12 protein-coding genes are annotated in these 15,221 nt (G+C 59.3%); 6 read left to right on the forward strand and 6 right to left on the reverse strand.

Going from position 1 to position 15,221, the window contains the following annotated elements; genetic code table 11:
- Positions 1-285 precede the first annotated feature (285 nt).
- From AC007G_RS12220 to AC007G_RS12245, 6 genes are read right to left on the reverse strand one after another with little or no spacing between them, the layout of a single operon-like run.
- Complete coding sequence (locus AC007G_RS12220) at positions 286-1,722, reverse strand: amino acid permease (protein WP_099001021.1); 1,437 nt, start codon at positions 1,720-1,722, stop codon at positions 286-288.
- 10 nt (positions 1,723-1,732) lie between these two features.
- Positions 1,733-2,728, reverse strand: coding sequence for a succinylglutamate desuccinylase (gene astE, locus AC007G_RS12225; protein ID WP_142631004.1), 996 nt, complete (start codon positions 2,726-2,728; stop codon positions 1,733-1,735).
- 10 nt (positions 2,729-2,738) lie between these two features.
- Positions 2,739-4,079, reverse strand: a complete 1,341-nt coding sequence (astB, locus tag AC007G_RS12230; protein ID WP_032687950.1) for an N-succinylarginine dihydrolase — start codon at positions 4,077-4,079, stop codon at positions 2,739-2,741.
- Between the two features lie 22 nt (positions 4,080-4,101).
- Positions 4,102-5,568: a succinylglutamate-semialdehyde dehydrogenase gene (gene astD / locus AC007G_RS12235; protein ID WP_142631003.1), complete on the reverse strand. Its 1,467-nt coding sequence runs from the start codon at positions 5,566-5,568 to the stop codon at positions 4,102-4,104.
- Entirely contained in the window at positions 5,559-6,581 is a 1,023-nt protein-coding gene (gene astA / locus AC007G_RS12240; RefSeq protein WP_162180100.1) for an arginine N-succinyltransferase, read from the reverse strand. The genes astD and astA overlap by 10 nt, the downstream gene beginning before the upstream one ends.
- A 17-nt stretch (positions 6,582-6,598) precedes the next feature.
- Complete coding sequence (locus tag AC007G_RS12245) at positions 6,599-7,804, reverse strand: bifunctional succinylornithine transaminase/acetylornithine transaminase (RefSeq protein WP_032687954.1); 1,206 nt, start codon at positions 7,802-7,804, stop codon at positions 6,599-6,601.
- A gap of 528 nt (positions 7,805-8,332) precedes the next feature.
- On the opposite strand from AC007G_RS12245, the gene AC007G_RS12250 reads away from it, so the two are divergent.
- The 6 genes from AC007G_RS12250 (at position 8,333) to AC007G_RS12275 (ending at position 15,105) form a co-directional block, all read left to right on the forward strand.
- A complete protein-coding gene (locus AC007G_RS12250; protein WP_004861355.1) occupies positions 8,333-9,607 on the forward strand; it encodes a Glu/Leu/Phe/Val family dehydrogenase in 1,275 nt (424 codons plus the stop codon).
- A gap of 249 nt (positions 9,608-9,856) precedes the next feature.
- A complete protein-coding gene (locus AC007G_RS12255; protein WP_142631001.1) occupies positions 9,857-10,288 on the forward strand; it encodes a MarR family winged helix-turn-helix transcriptional regulator in 432 nt (143 codons plus the stop codon).
- Entirely contained in the window at positions 10,288-11,940 is a 1,653-nt protein-coding gene (locus tag AC007G_RS12260) for an MFS transporter (protein ID WP_032687958.1), read from the forward strand. Before AC007G_RS12255 ends, AC007G_RS12260 begins: the two co-directional genes overlap by 1 nt.
- 28 nt (positions 11,941-11,968) lie before the next feature.
- On the forward strand, positions 11,969-13,054 hold the full coding sequence (locus AC007G_RS12265; RefSeq protein WP_032696322.1) for an HlyD family secretion protein: 1,086 nt from the start codon (positions 11,969-11,971) through the stop codon (positions 13,052-13,054).
- Entirely contained in the window at positions 13,051-14,430 is a 1,380-nt protein-coding gene (locus tag AC007G_RS12270) for an efflux transporter outer membrane subunit (protein ID WP_032687960.1), read from the forward strand. Before AC007G_RS12265 ends, AC007G_RS12270 begins: the two co-directional genes overlap by 4 nt.
- A gap of 15 nt (positions 14,431-14,445) precedes the next feature.
- Entirely contained in the window at positions 14,446-15,105 is a 660-nt protein-coding gene (locus AC007G_RS12275; protein ID WP_479466602.1) for an O-methyltransferase, read from the forward strand.
- Positions 15,106-15,221 lie beyond the last annotated feature (116 nt).

A 15,221-nucleotide genomic window follows, 5' to 3' on the forward strand; every position in this document is an offset into this window, starting at 1 on the left:
GCAATACGTCACTAAAAAAGAACCCACAATAGCGAAAAACGCTGGCCTGCGCCCGAATCATGGCCGCAATGATGCCATTAACGCGCAGAGGCTCGCTAATAATCATGTTGGCCACGCGAAGATCGATAACAGGCGCTGAGGACGGTCGCGGGGGTATCTGGCAGGAACGGCGGGCTTGTCGACAGCCGCCCTCTTCTGTGGCAGCAGACGGAATACGATGCCTGCGGGCAGGTCATGATTGGCTAAGACCACGCCGACAGCAGACTTGCTGCTGTCGGCGTCAGGTCAGGCGTTCAGCTTCTCCAGCTGCGTTTGCCCTTCCCGCTTCTGTTTTATCTTCCAGAACAACCACAGCGCCACAAACCACAGCGGCGTCGCCATCAGCGCTTTCAGCGTATCCGGATCGAAGATCATGATAAAAATCGAGAAGGCGAAAAACAGCAGGCTGATCCAGCTCATGACAATCCCCGCCGGCATCTTAAACATCGATTGCTGATGCAGATCCGGACGCTTGCGGCGGTACACCAGATAAGCCACCAGAATCATCCCCCAGCTGAATACCACCATAATCGCCGCCAGCGTCGAGACAATGGTGAACAGCGTCATCACGTTCGGCACGAGGAACAGCAGCAGCGTACCGCTGAGCATGCAGAAGCAGGAGAACAGCAGGCTACGCACCGGAATACGCGTGGTGCGCGACAAAATGCGGAACTGGCCGTGGGCATGTTTCTCTACCGACAGGCCGTACAGCATGCGGGTACTGGAGTAGACGCCGCTGTTGGCCGATGACATCGCCGAGGTCAGCGCGACAAAGTTAATCACCGCCGCCGCCGCCGGCAGCCCGGCATTAGCAAACAGTGTCACGAAGGGGCTGGCATCCGGCGAGACGCCAGGCCAGGAAGCTACGGCAATAATCACCACCATCGAGAGCAGATAAAAAATGATAATCCGCAGCGGCAGCGCGTTAATCGCCTTCGGTAAAATCTTCTGCGGGTCACGGGTTTCGGCGGTCATCGTTCCGAGCAGCTCAATTCCGGTAAAGGAGAAGATAGCTATCTGGAAACCGGCAAAGAAGCCGGTGACGCCATGCGGCATAAACACCGTCGGGTCGGTGATGTGGCTCAGCGAAGCTTTCACGCCATCAGGCGAGGTCCAGCCGGTCGCCACCATCCACGCGCCGGTGACGATCAGCGCAATAATCGTAATGACCTTGATCAGCGCAAACCAGAATTCGGCCTCGCCGAACATTTTGACCGACAGCAAATTGAACAGGAACAGAATGCCGAGGGTGCTGAGCGCCGGCATCCAGGCTGACATCTCCGGAAACCAGTACTGCATATAGCTGCCGCACACCACCACATCGGCGATGCAGGTCACCACCCAGCTCAGCCAGTAGGTCCAGCCTAAATAGAAGCTGGCCTGCGGACCGAGATAATCGCCGACGAAATCGGCGAAAGAACGGTAATCAAGCCGGGTGAGCAGCACCTCGCCCATAGCCCGCATCACCATATAGGTAAAAAACCCCACCAGTAGATAAATCACGAGGATTGACGTCCCCGCCACCGCAATATTTCTTCCCGCCCCCATGAACAGGCCGGTGCCGATAGCGCCGCCCAGCGCAATCATCTGAATGTGCCGGGCGCCAAGGCCGCGTTTGAGTTGCGACGGGCACTCCCCGTCGATGGCAGGATTCACCTGCCCCTCGCGTTGATGTTGAGTCATGTCGATTCCTTCAAGCAGGCAAAGAAAGGCATGGCGCGGCTGACTTCAGCAACAAACCGGCGCGTTGCCCGGTTGCCACTCCCGCATTCGGAAATAAGATGTACGGCGCGTGAGCCGGAACAACCCACGTTTTATCCGGCTGGCGGGCAATTTCATACCCGGCAGGCAGCGCGGTGAAGTTGTCAATTTTCGGGTCAAGGTTGAGCGTAAAATCGCTGTCGCTCTTGATGATGCTCTCCTGCACCAGAAAATAGTCCGCCGGCGCTTTGGTCCGCGCAGGTAGCGCAGCGTCGGCAATCAGCGCGCGCACCGTGGCGTCGGTCCCGGCAAACAGACGGAGGTCGTTTTCGCCAAAAGCCAGCACCTTGCCCAGCTCCAGGGTGGCACTTTGCGCGCCGAATTTTTCGCTGGTGTAGTGCGTAAAGGTGCCGCCCGGTTCGGTATGACGCACTATGGCATCCATATCGCTGGCCTGCAGCAGCGCGTAAAACCCGGCGTCATACTCGCCCTCGCGGGCCGGGAGCAGCGCAAACTGGCGGTAGCGCGAACCGCGTATCGCGGTATGCAAATCCAGATGCAGACGGCGCACCTGGCCCTGGCGATCCGCGGTCGCAAAGAAGGCCGCGACCGCCCCCTCCAGCTCCGCCGCACGCCGGGACTCATTCCCCGGCGCCACCGCGAAATGCCGCCCACCGAACAGGCGGTTCAGGTCGTTATGTAAATAGCGGCGACCGGCGCGAATGGCCGGCAGATTGCCGAACACCAGCAGCAGCGCATGGCTGAGCGGCTGTTTACCCTCGCTCAGCGCCTGCATGATCTGCAGCAGGATCTCAATCGGCGCGGTTTCGTTGCCATGAATCCCCGCCGACACTACCGTAGCCTGCGTCCAGGGCGTCTGCGGCAGCAGTTGCAGCACGCCATCGGCTAACCAACTGGCCTCCATCGCCGCCGGAAAAGGCCAACTGCTCAGCTTGCAGTGGAGTAAATCATTGACTGTATTTTCCATTCCCGGCCCCTTAGCGCTGGAAGTCATAGACCGAACCCAGACCTAAAATCTGCGTCAGTTCATCAAGGGCCTGGTAAACCTCGCTCAACAGCTGCGGGTCGCCGAGGTCGCTGGCATGCAGACGGTCGCGGTAATGTTTTTCAACCCAGCCGGTCAACTGCTGATAGCGTTCGTCATTCATCAGGCTACGTGGATTCACCGCCGCCAGTTCGTCATGATTCAGCACGACACGCAGGCGCAGGCACGCCGGGCCGCCGCCGTTACGCATGCTTTCTCGCAGATCAAAGACCGCCACTTCGTTGATCGGCGAAGCGCCGCTGCTGACCAGTTCATTCAGGTACTGCCAGACATTACTGCGCTGGCGACACTCTTCCGGCACCACGATCAGCATCGAACCATCCGCTTTACTGAGCAGCTGACTGTTGAACAGATAGGAGGCCACGGTATCGTCGAGACTGACCTGCGCCTGGGGCACTTCGACGCTGGTAAACGGGATATCCAGCCGTGCGGTTTTCTCCCGCAGCGTGTCCAGCACCGCCTGCTGATTTAAAAAAGCATGCTGATGATGGAACAGCACGTGGCGGTTGCTGACCGAAATCACATCGTTATGGAACACGCCGTGGTCGATGGCCGCCGGATCCTGCTGGGCGAATACGGTATATTCCGGATTCAGCCGATGCAGCCGCGCAATCGCCTGGCTGGCTTCGAGGGTCTGGCGGGCCGGATATCTCGACGGCGCCACGCCGCCGCTGGCGCGCTTACCGTAGACAAAAAACTGTACCCCCTGGCGGCCATAGTCGGTGCAAAAGCGGTTATGGTTCGCCGCCCCTTCGTCGCCTAAATCGCCATGCTGCGCCAGCGCGTCGTGGTGGCTAAAACGGGTCTCATCGGCAAAGGTGGCGCGCAGAATCGACGCTGTGGTCGGCGCCTCCTGAGAACGATGCAGCTTGTTGTTCAGGTTGGCGACCGTGAAATGCAGCTTCCCGTCGGCGCTGTCGGCGGAAGGCGATACCGTGGCGGCGTTAGCGGTCCACATCGACGACGCAGAGCTAAATGCGGACAGCAGGTGCGGCGCTTCGACTGCGGCCTGCTGAATCACCTGCGCATCGCTCCCCTGAAAACCCAGTCCGCGCAGAGCGGAAATATTCGGCCGCGGCTGCGGCGGTAAAATACCCTGAACGAAGCCTTTATCGGCCAGGGTTTTCATTTTAAACAGCCCCTGCAGCGCCGCTTTCTTCGGGTTGGATAAGCCGTCGCGGTTGTTTTGCGAGGCTTCGTTGCCGACCGAGAGACCGGCATAATGGTGCGTCGGCCCAACCAGGCCGTCAAAATTAGCTTCAAAACCAGACATGGTGTCCTCACAGAATCCGTTATCAGAATGACAGGCCAGGCGAGAGGGTCGCCGGTAGCGTCAGCGTTTCGCTGACCAGGGAGGCCATTGGCCACGCGCAGTAATCGGCGGCATACCACGCCGAAGCGCGATGGTTGCCGGAAGCCCCCACGCCGCCAAAAGGCGCTTTACTGGAGGCGCCGGTCAGCGGCTTGTTCCAGTTAACGATCCCGGCGCGTGCCTCGTCGGCAAGCTGTGCAAACAGCGCCGGATCGGCGGAAATGAGCCCTGCGGCCAGCCCATAACGGGTGTGGTTAGCAATGCGGATCGCCTCATCAAAGGTGTCATAGCGGATCACGGTCAACAGCGGGCCGAAGTACTCTTCATCGGGAACATCCAGGCCGGTGACGTCGATAATGCCCGGCGTTAAGACCGTGGAGCGAGGATCCGGCTGACGCAGGCGCAGCAGGATATTGCCGCCCAGTTCTTCCAGTTTGTCCTGCGCCGCCAGCATCCCCTGCGCCGCCTGAAGCGAGATCACTCCGCCCATAAACGGCTGTGGTTCGGCGTCCCATTTTCCGCTGCGAATCCTCGCGCTGGCCTCAACCAGCCGCTGCAGCAGCGCATCGCCTTCGGCGCCGCGTTTGACCAGCAGCCGACGCGCGCAGGTGCAGCGCTGTCCGGCAGAGATAAAGGCGGATTGAATAATCACGTTCAGCGCCGCGTCGCTGTCGATCACGTCGGCGACGATCAGCGCGTTGTTGCCGCCCATCTCCAGCGCCAGCATTTTCTCCGGCTGGCCGCTGAGGTAGCGATGGAAATGGAACCCGGTAGAAGCGCTGCCGGTAAACAGCACGCCGTCGATATCCCGGTTTTCCAGCAACGCCTGGCCGGTCTCTTTCCCCCCTTGAATCAGGTTGATAACGCCGTCCGGGATCCCGGCCTGCAGCCACAGCTGCACCGTCAGTTCGGCGGTGGCGGGGGTCAGCTCGCTCGGCTTAAACACCACGGTATTCCCGGCAATCAGCGCCGGAATAATGTGTCCGTTCGGCAGGTGACCGGGGAAATTGTAGGGGCCGAAAACGGCCATCACGCCGTGCGGCTTGTGGCGCAGCAGCGCTTTACCGTCCGGCATCGCCGTTTCGCGCTGGCCGGTACGCTCGCTGTAGGCTTCAATCGAGATGCCCGCTTTGCCAATCATCGCCTGCACTTCGGTCCGGGTTTCCCACAGCGGCTTGCTGGTTTCCCGGGAGATAAGCGTCGCCAGCGCCTCTTTTTGCGCTTCCAGCAGGGCCGCAAATCGCTGAATGCAGGCGATGCGCTCCGCCAGCGGTCGGTGGGACCAGGCATAGAATGCGCCGCGCGCCGCCGCGCAGGCCGCCTGCACCTCCGCCGCACCGGCGCTGGCCGCCTGCCACAGGACGGATTGATCTTCCGGAGCCAGTTTGGTCAGCGTTGCGCCGCTCCCCTGCTGCCACTGCCCTGCGATTAACTGTGCATTTATCGCCATGATGTTCTTGCCTCCGGATGTAAAGTCACCGCATGAACCCGGTCGGTTTCATTCACCGCCAGTGCGTCCAGCGCGGCCTGATTAAGTTGCGGTTGATCGTCCGGCGATATCAATACCGCGCGGAACTGTTCGAACTGGTTGTTGGCGACGATAAGCGGCGTCGAGCGCTCCGTCATCAGCTGCATGGCCGGAATAAACTGGCTCTCGCTGATGGCCCTGATGGCGTCAGTTTCGGCTTCCAGTACCGGGCCGGCATCAAAAATGTCGACCGAACCGCGCCAGCTGAATCCCTCTTTCTCGAGAATCGCCCGCGCCGGCGAGGTATTGGCATGCACCTGGCCTATCGCTTCGCGGGCGTCATCCGGCAGCAGCGACACGTAAATCGGGTACGCCGGCATCAGTTCGGCAATAAAGGTTTTCATTCCCGTACCGGTCAGCCGGTCGGCATCGGCAAACGGAATGTCGAAAAAGTGATGGCCCAGCGCGTCCCAGAAGGGGGAATTGCCCTGCTCATCGCTACGCCCGCGCAATTCAGCAAACAGATGCGGTGAAAACAGCTCTCTGAAGGCGGCGATAAACAGGAAGCGCGCCTTCGACAAAAACAGACCATTACGGTTTTTCTGATATTCCGGGTCAAGGAACAGCGTGCACAGCTCGCTGTGTCCGGTATGGTCGTAGCTGAGGTTCAGCAACTCCTGATTTTTATATACCCCCAGCTCTTTCGAGGCGCGGACGGTACGCTGCAGGCGGAAATTATAAAACGGCTCATCGAGGCCCACGGCGACTTCAATGGCGCTGACCCCCACGACCCGCGCCAGGCGGGTATCTTCCAGCACAAAGAGGAAGCCCTGCTGGCCGCGCGGCAGCTTACCGGCAAAGGTCTCGACGCTGCGCTGGATCCGCGCGGCCAGCCGCGCGGGGTCGTTGGGTAACGAGGTCATGCCGACCCCCGCCCGCGACGCGAGGCGGATAATATCGTCGAGGTCATCTTGCCGAACGGGACGAAATAGCATCATAAACCGTCTCCCGATTAGCGCGTCAGGCGGGCGACGGCGCGTTCAAGGCGCACGAAAGCGTCCTCAATGTCCGCCAGCGGAATATTGAGCGCCGGTGCAAAGCGCAGAACATCGGGACCGGCAATCAGCGCAATGAGACCCTCTTCCGCTGCCAGATTGGTCAGGGTTTTGGCCTGGCCGCGCAGATGGCTGGCCAGCTCCGCGCCGATCAGCAGCCCCATACCGCGTACCGCACTAAAGAGATCGTAGCGGGCGTTCAGCGCATTCAGCTTCTCGACGATAAGGTCATGCCGCCGGGCGACGCCGGCCAGCAGCTGGTCATCCAGCTGTGCCAGAACGGTATTGGCGACCGTCGCCGCCAGCGGATTGCCGCCGAAGGTGGTGCCGTGGGTGCCTGGCTGGAAAACCTGAGCCCAGGCCTCTTTGGCCAGCATCGCCCCGATCGGGAAACCGCCGCCGAGTCCTTTAGCGCTGGTGAGAATATCCGGCACCACGTTGTAGTGCTGGTAGGCATACAGCGTGCCGGTACGTCCGGCGCCGGTCTGGACCTCGTCAAAAATCAGCGCCGCATCGTGCTGGTCGCACAGTTCGCGCAGCGCCTGCAGGAACGCCGGGTCGGCAGGCATCACGCCGCCTTCGCCGATAATCGGTTCGACGATCACCGCGCAGGTGCGGTCCGATATTGCCGCTTTGACCGCCGCGATATCGTTATAGGGCAGATGGGTAATATCCTGCGGCAGCGGCGCATAATCGCATGAGTATTTCGGCTGCCCGCCAACCGTCACGGTAAACAGCGTGCGGCCGTGGAAAGCGTTCTGGAAGGCGATGATTTCGCTTTTTTCGCCGCCGGACTTATCGTGGGCATATTTTCGCGCCAGTTTCAGCGCCGCTTCATTGGCTTCCGCCCCGGAGTTACAGAAGAACACCTTATCGGCAAAGGTCGACTCCACCAGCGTTTTCGCCAGCTGCAGCACCGGTTCATTGGTGTAGCCGTTGCCGATATGCCAGAGGTTATCAAGCTGAGATTTCAGCGCCGCAACCAGCGCCGGATGGGTGTGCCCGAGAGAGTTAACGGCAATACCGCCCGCTAAATCGATATATTCTTTACCCTGCTGATCCCAGACTTTCGAGCCCGCCGCCTTCACTGGAATAAAGGGCGCAGGGGCAAAACAGGGAACCATGTAAGAATTAAAATCTTCACGAGTCATAGAGCCTGACATAACAATTCTCCGGAACGAATATTGGCATTATTCAGTGGGCCAATCATGGTGAGTCGACATTAACAATTCCCCGCTCCTTGTTTTACGGGCGAACGAGCCCGTTGCGATGAAGGCAAATTCACCACAATAAAACAAAGCCTTTTTATATTTATGGGTATTTGTTAACTCTCAGTTAATACCTTGTGTATTGCGTGCCCTCATGCTGGGCCCTGTCGCGTAACAAAGTCAATACCGGAACTGTCATTTTATTCACTTTTTGAAGATCATCAAGATAATGATAAATATGAAAAAATTATTTTACCATTCACTAAAGTGCATAAAATATGCATACAAATGCACAACATGACCGCGTTTTTCGGTGCGTAGTTATGCAATCAAAAAACCAAATTTCTAACAAAAATTTAAAATTCGGAATGCCCGTCAAATACCGGTTTATAAAATTGGTGATAACATTCATTGCACAGAGTTTACTGCTGTACCTATTCCACGGTTTCACACGACATAAATAACATTGAGAACAGGACTCTTATGGAAAAGTTATCTTACGCATCTGAAAGTAGTACATCTCCATGGACAACCTACCTGCGCCAGATCGACCGCGTCGCGCCTTATCTGGGCGATCTCGCCTACTGGGTGGAAACTCTGCGTCACCCCAAACGCGCGCTGATTGTCGACATTCCGGTGCAGATGGATGATGGCACCATCCGCCACTTTGAAGGTTACCGCGTACAGCACAATCTATCGCGTGGACCGGGTAAAGGTGGTGTTCGCTACCATCCAGACGTTGACCTGAACGAAGTGATGGCACTTTCTGCCTGGATGACCATTAAGTGCGCCGCGGTCAATATTCCATACGGCGGCGCCAAAGGCGGCGTTCGCGTCGACCCGTTCAGCCTGTCAGAAGGCGAGCTGGAACGTCTGACCCGCCGCTATACCAGCGAAATCGGTCTGATTATCGGGCCGCAGAAAGATATTCCGGCCCCGGACGTCGGCACCAACGGTAAAGTGATGGCGTGGATGATGGATACCTACTCCATGAACCATGGCACCACCATTACCGGCGTGGTGACCGGCAAGCCGATTCACCTCGGCGGTTCGCTGGGACGTGAAAAAGCGACCGGGCGCGGCGTCTTTATTACCGGCCGTGAAGTCGCCGGTCGTTCCGGAATTGAAATTGAAGGCGCGAAAGTGGCGCTGCAAGGTTTCGGTAACGTCGGTAGCGAAGCCGCACGCCTGTTCGCCGAAGTGGGCGCGCGGATCGTGGTGATTCAGGACCACACCGCCACCCTGTATAACGAAGGGGGCATTGATATGGCCGCCCTGACAGCATGGCAGGCTGAGAAGAAACAGATTGCCGGTTTCCCGGGCGCCCGTGAAATCGACAAAGATGCCTTCTGGACCACCCAGATGGACATTCTGATCCCTGCCGCGCTGGAGGGCCAGATCACTCGCGAGCGCGCGGAAAAACTGACCTGTAAGCTGGTGCTGGAAGGAGCGAACGGCCCGACCTATCCGGAAGCGGATGATGTCCTTGCCGAACGCGGCGTCGTCGTGGTTCCTGACGTTATCTGTAACGCCGGCGGCGTGACCGTCAGCTACTTCGAATGGGTCCAGGACATGGCGAGCTTCTTCTGGAGCGAAGAAGAGATCAACGCCAAGATGGACCGCATCATGACTGACGCGATCATTCACGTTTGCGAGAAGGCCGCGGACAAAGAGTGCTCTCTGCGTACCGCAGCCTATATCGTCGCCTGTGAACGCATTCTGATGGCGCGTAAAGATCGCGGTATCTATCCAGGTTAAGGATGCCGCAATCACCGCCCGGGCTATAGCCCGGGCTTTTTTTTGCCCGCGCCCGGGCATGCCACCAGCCGCGCCCTTTCCCGGTCCGTTCCTCCCCCTCCCTGCGTGTCTGGTTGTGACGTCTCCCCCCCTGATAAGCGCAGGTAGTGTTAACAACTTTTTAGCATCTGCCCTTGAATTTGGTTTTCCATCAGGAATAGAATCGTTAGAGCTCTAATGATTTTGTCAGGATCGGATACGAAGAAGACTATGGATAACCGCCAGCTTACCTTTTCCCATTTGTTGTATCTCACGGGCCACCACTGGCGGCTGGCGGTCAATCGCCGGCTGAAAGACCTCGGAATGAGTCAGGCCAGCTGGGTCGCGGTGGCGGCCATTGCCCGCAACGCCGAGCCGCTGTCGCAAATTGAGCTGGCCCAGGAACTGGGCGTGGAAAGCGCCACCATCGTTCCACTGGTCAATCGCCTTGTCGGGCTGGGGCTGGTCGAGCGGGTTATCACCGAGCGCGATAAACGCAAACGGCTGCTGGTCGCCACTGAGAAGGGGCTTGAGGTCTATCAACAGGTCAAAACCGTGGCCGACGCCCTGCGTGAAGAGATCCTCAGTTCCATCAGCGCCGAGGAGCGCGAGCACACTCAGCGGGTGCTGGAAAAACTGCTGCGCGAGCTGGAGAAAAAATAATGCCGCGCCGCGAGAGTAATCCCTATCGCCCTCATGACTGGGCGCCGCATGAGAAACCCGCGCTGCTCGGCTCGCCGTCCACGCCGATTCACAGTCCTCCGAAGCGCATCGCCTATGGTATCGTCGGGCTGCTGGTGTGCCTGACCGGCGCGCTGGGTAATGCGGTCGTGACCGCCAACCTGCAAAACCTGCAGGGGACCTTTGCCGCGTGGTCCACCGAAATCGCCTGGCTGCCCGCAGTGTACGTGATGACCAACGTGTCGATTAACCTGCTGCTGGTGAAATTCCGCCAGCAGTTTGGCCTGCGCGCCTTTACCGAAGGCTTCCTCGTGCTCTATGTGCTGGTGACCTTTTTCCACCTCTTCGTCAACGATCTCAGCTCGGCGATGATGGTCCGCGCCGCCCACGGCATGGTGGCGGCAGCGCTCAGTTCTTTGGGTATCTATTATCAGGTGCAGGCGTGGCCCGCTCGCCATCGTTTGAAAGCGTTGACGATTGGTATTACCGGCTCTTCTCTGGCGATCCCCATTGCCCGCCTGTTCTCCACCGAACTGTTACAGCTTGACGAATGGCGCGGACTCTACTTCTTCGAACTGGGGCTGGCGCTGATCTCCCTTGCCTGCGTTATCGTGCTCAAGCTGCCGCCCAGCGATCGGAAAAAGGTGTTCGAGAAAAAGGATTTCATTACCTTCATGTTGCTGGCGCCTGGGATGGCGCTGGTCTGCGCGGTCCTGTCGCTTGGCCGTCTCGACTGGTGGTTTGAAGCCCCGTGGATTGGCTGGTCGCTGGCGGGCGCGGTGGTGTTAATTGTCTCGGCCATTGTTTTTGAGCACAACCGCAGCAACCCGCTGCTCAATACGCATTGGCTTTCCAGCGGCAGTATCCTGCGCCTGGGGCTGATTATGCTGCTTATTCGCATCGTCCTGGCGGAGCAAAATACCGGGGTTATCGGCTGGCTACAGTATGCGGGGCTGCAAAACGAACAGATGGGCACCCTGGCCTGGTCGATTTTCGCCGGCATCCTCAGCGGGATTGTCGCCAGCTGTCTGACCCTCAATCCGCAGCGGCTCTACTGGCCGATCGCCACCGCGCTGGCCTGCATTATGATAGCCTCGCTGCTCGACAGTCAGTCCACCATCCTGACTCGCCCGGAGCAGCTGATGTTCAGCCAGTTCTTACTCGGCTTCGGCAGCGCCTTTTTCCTCGCTCCGGCGATGCTCGCCGGGATCGGCGGCGTCATTGCCGACCCGCGCAACCTGGTCAGTTTTTCGGTGCTGTTTGGCATGAGCCAGAATATCGGCGGCCTGCTGGGTTCGGCTATTCTCGGCACCTTCCAGACCTGGCGTGAGAAGTTCCACTCCAGTCAGTTGGCCGATCAGCTCACCACCCTGAACCCGTTAATTACCGAGCGCCTGCAGCAGTACAGCCAGCTGTACCAAAGCCAGATTGGCGACAGCACCCTGCTGAACGTGCAGGCCAGCACGCTACTGCAAAACGCCGCGACGCTGCAGGCCAATATTCTTGCCTACAATGACACCTATCTTCTGACCGCGGCGATTTCCGCCGGGACGCTGATCTGGGTGTTCTGGCGGTTGATAAGACTGCGTGTTACCGCCCGTATCGCGCTGAAACGCGCGACGGGCAGCAAATAACATTGATAATTTTTACTCTGGAGTCGTTATGAGTCAGCAGGATGCGGCCAGGCAACAGGCCAACACCCGCAATAATATCCGCGTGGTATCTATTTTTACCGCCGCCGCCATCGGCCTTATCGGCGTACTGGCGATTTTGTACGCCTGGCAACTGCCGCCGTTTACCCGGCACAGTCAGTTCACCGATAACGCCTATGTGCGCGGACAGACCACCTTTATCAGTCCGCAGGTCAGTGGCTATGTCACCGCCGTCAACGTGCAGGATTTTGATAATGTCAAACCGGGACAGGTGCTGTTCCAGATTGATGACCGTATCTATAAACAGCGCGTTCACCAGGCGCAGGCGACGCTGGCGATGAAACAGGCGGCGCTGAAAAATAACCTGCAGCAGCGCAAAAGTGCCGAGGCGGTCATTCAGCGTAACGAAGCGGCGCTGCAAAACGCCCGCGCGCAGAACCAGAAAAACCAGGCGGATTTAAAACGCGTGCAGGATTTGACAGCCGACGGTTCACTGTCCATTCGCGAACGCGATTCTGCCCGGGCCAGCGCGGCGCAAGGTTCCGCCGATATCGAACAGGCAAAAGCAACGCTGGAAATGTCGCGCCAGGATCTGCAATCAACCATCGTAAACCGCGATGCGCTGGCCGCCGACGTCGCCAGCGCCGGCGCGGCGCTGGAGCTGGCGGAAATCGATCTGAACAACACGCGCATTGTCGCCCCCACCGCCGGTCAGCTCGGACAAATATCCGTGCGCCTCGGCGCCTACGTTAGCGCCGGTACCCACTTAACCTCGCTGGTGCCGCCGCAGCATTGGGTGATCGCCAATATGAAAGAGACCCAGCTGGCACAAATTCGCATCGGCCAGCCCACCACCTTTAGCGTTGATGCGCTGAACGGCGAAACATTCAGCGGTACCGTACAGAGTATCTCGCCGGCGACCGGCGTTGAGTTCAGCGCCATCTCCCCGGATAACGCCACCGGCAACTTCGTCAAAATCGCCCAGCGCATTCCGGTACGCATTGCCGTGAATGACGGACAGAAGAACAGTTCGCGACTGCGCCCGGGGATGTCGGTGCAGGTCACCATCGATACACGCGAGGGAGCGCAGCCATGATCCGCCCGCTGACTCTCGCGCTGGCCCTGGTCCTGATCGGCTGTCAATCGGCGGACGTTCAGCGGGCCGGGCCGTCATTACAGATCCCGGCCGCCTGGCGTGCCGCTGTCGGGCCGACCAGCCCGGTGGAAGGCGTATGGTGGCGCAACTTTCACGACAGCCAGCTCAATCGCTATGTCGACCAGGCGCTACGCTACAACAGCGATGTCCTGATCGCCCGTGAACGGGTCAATGAGTATCAGGCCCGGGCCTACGCCGCCGACAGCACCCTCTTTCCAGCGCTGGATGCCTCATTGACCGGCTCCCGCGCGCGGGCGCAGTCCGCCGCAACCGGCCTGCCCGTGCACAGCACGGTCTACAAAGGCGGATTAACCGCCAGCTATGATGTGGATATCTGGGGCGCCAACCGCAGCGCGGCCAGCGCCGCGCAGGCGAGTCTGGAGGCGCAAAAAGCCGCCGCCGCCGCCGCCGATCTCACCGTCGCCACTTCGGTGGCCGCGGGGTATCTGACGCTGCTCTCGCTGGATGAACAGCTGCGGGTCACCCGGCAGACGCTGAAATCGCGCCAGGACGCGTACAACCTGGCTAAACGTCAGTTTGAGACCGGCTATACTTCGCGCCTGGAGCTGATGCAGGCAGATTCCGAACTGCGTTCAACGCGCTCGCAGATCCCGCCGCTTCAGCACCAGATAGCTCAGCAAGAGAACGCCCTGAGCGTCCTGACCGGCAGCAACCCTGGCAGCATTCAGCGTCAGGATTTCGCCCGACTGACGCCGCTCGCACTGCCGTCCCAGCTGCCCTCCACGCTGCTGAACCGCCGTCCGGATATCGTTCAGGCCCAGCGGCAGCTGATTGCCGCCGATGCCACGCTCGCCTCATCGCAGGCGCAGCTCCTGCCGTCGATCAATTTGACCGCCACCGGTAGCCTGCAGGATCGGACGCTGCCGGACCTGCTCGATAACCCGCTGCGGCTGTGGAGCCTTGGCGGCAGTATTCTCGCCCCGTTGCTCAACCGCCAGGCGCTCAATGCGCAGGTGGATGTGTCGATGGCGCAGCGCAACCAGGCGCTGTACGGTTATGAGAAGACGGTGCGCGGCGCGTTTCAGGAAGTGAATGACAGTCTTGATGCCATCGCCCGCTATGGCGAGCAGTTAAATGAACTCCTCAGTCAACAGGAGGTGGCGCAGGAAACCTTGCGCATTGCGCAGAATCGCTACCGTAACGGCTACTCCTCCTATCTTGACGTACTGGACGCCCAGCGCACGCTGTTCGCTACGCAGATTAGCGTTGTGCAGGTGAAAAACAATCTGCTGCTGGCGCAGGTGGATTTATACCGGTCGCTGGGAGGCGGCTGGTCTGACTCATCAGGGACGTAACGCGGGAAATCGCCTATGCAACAACAATGGTCTGCCGTAGACAGTTATCTGATTGATACTTTAATTCCCCACGATCCGCTGCTCAGCCAGGTGCTGGCGAACAATCAGCGCGCCGGGCTGCCCGCTTTTGACGTCGCCGCGAATCAGGGGCAGTTTCTGGCGCTGCTGGTGCGCATGGTGCGGGCGCAGCGGGTGCTGGAAATCGGTACACTCGGCGGATACAGCACCATCTGGATGGCTCGTGAGCTGCCGGAAGATGGCGAGCTGCTGACCCTGGAGGCCGATCCGCACCATGCCGCGGTGGACCGAGAAAATCTGCGCCTGACAGGGGTCGATAAGCAGGTCACGCTGCGGGAAGGTCCGGCGCTGCAGACCCTCGAATCCCTCGGCGATCGCCCGCCTTTTGATCTGATTTTTATTGATGCCGACAAACCCAGTAACCCCGACTATTTACGCTGGGCCTTGCGCTATTCCCGAGCGGGAACATTGATTATCGGCGATAACGTGGTGCGCGACGGCGAGGTGGCGAACCCGCACAGCGAGGACGATCGCGTGCAGGGGGTGCGACGCTTTATCGAGATGATGGCCGACGATCCGCGTCTGACGGTCACGGCGCTGCAAACGGTAGGCAGTAAAGGCTGGGATGGGTTTACGCTGGCGTGGGTGAACGGCTAATCATTCGCGACGCTGCCCGGACAGCGGCGCGACGCCGTTATCCGGGTAAGCAGGTCAAGCGATTGTTTAAACCCCGTCGCCCGCGTCAGCAGGAACGTCCGCAGCTTGCAAATCGT

The organism is Klebsiella sp. CSG-1 (assembly GCF_056521145.1).

Coding starts and splice junctions, on each gene's coding strand:
- AC007G_RS12220 (WP_099001021.1), bottom strand. CDS start 1,722: ATGACTCAACATCAACGCGAGGGGCAGGTGAATCCTGCCATCGACGGG.
- AC007G_RS12255 (WP_142631001.1), top strand. CDS start 9,857: ATGGATAACCGCCAGCTTACCTTTTCCCATTTGTTGTATCTCACGGGC.
- AC007G_RS12265 (WP_032696322.1), top strand. CDS start 11,969: ATGAGTCAGCAGGATGCGGCCAGGCAACAGGCCAACACCCGCAATAAT.
- AC007G_RS12245 (WP_032687954.1), bottom strand. CDS start 7,804: ATGTCAGGCTCTATGACTCGTGAAGATTTTAATTCTTACATGGTTCCC.
- AC007G_RS12250 (WP_004861355.1), top strand. CDS start 8,333: ATGGAAAAGTTATCTTACGCATCTGAAAGTAGTACATCTCCATGGACA.
- AC007G_RS12270 (WP_032687960.1), top strand. CDS start 13,051: ATGATCCGCCCGCTGACTCTCGCGCTGGCCCTGGTCCTGATCGGCTGT.
- astD (WP_142631003.1), bottom strand. CDS start 5,568: ATGGCGATAAATGCACAGTTAATCGCAGGGCAGTGGCAGCAGGGGAGC.
- astE (WP_142631004.1), bottom strand. CDS start 2,728: ATGGAAAATACAGTCAATGATTTACTCCACTGCAAGCTGAGCAGTTGG.
- AC007G_RS12260 (WP_032687958.1), top strand. CDS start 10,288: ATGCCGCGCCGCGAGAGTAATCCCTATCGCCCTCATGACTGGGCGCCG.
- astA (WP_162180100.1), bottom strand. CDS start 6,581: ATGCTATTTCGTCCCGTTCGGCAAGATGACCTCGACGATATTATCCGC.
- astB (WP_032687950.1), bottom strand. CDS start 4,079: ATGTCTGGTTTTGAAGCTAATTTTGACGGCCTGGTTGGGCCGACGCAC.
- AC007G_RS12275 (WP_479466602.1), top strand. CDS start 14,446: ATGCAACAACAATGGTCTGCCGTAGACAGTTATCTGATTGATACTTTA.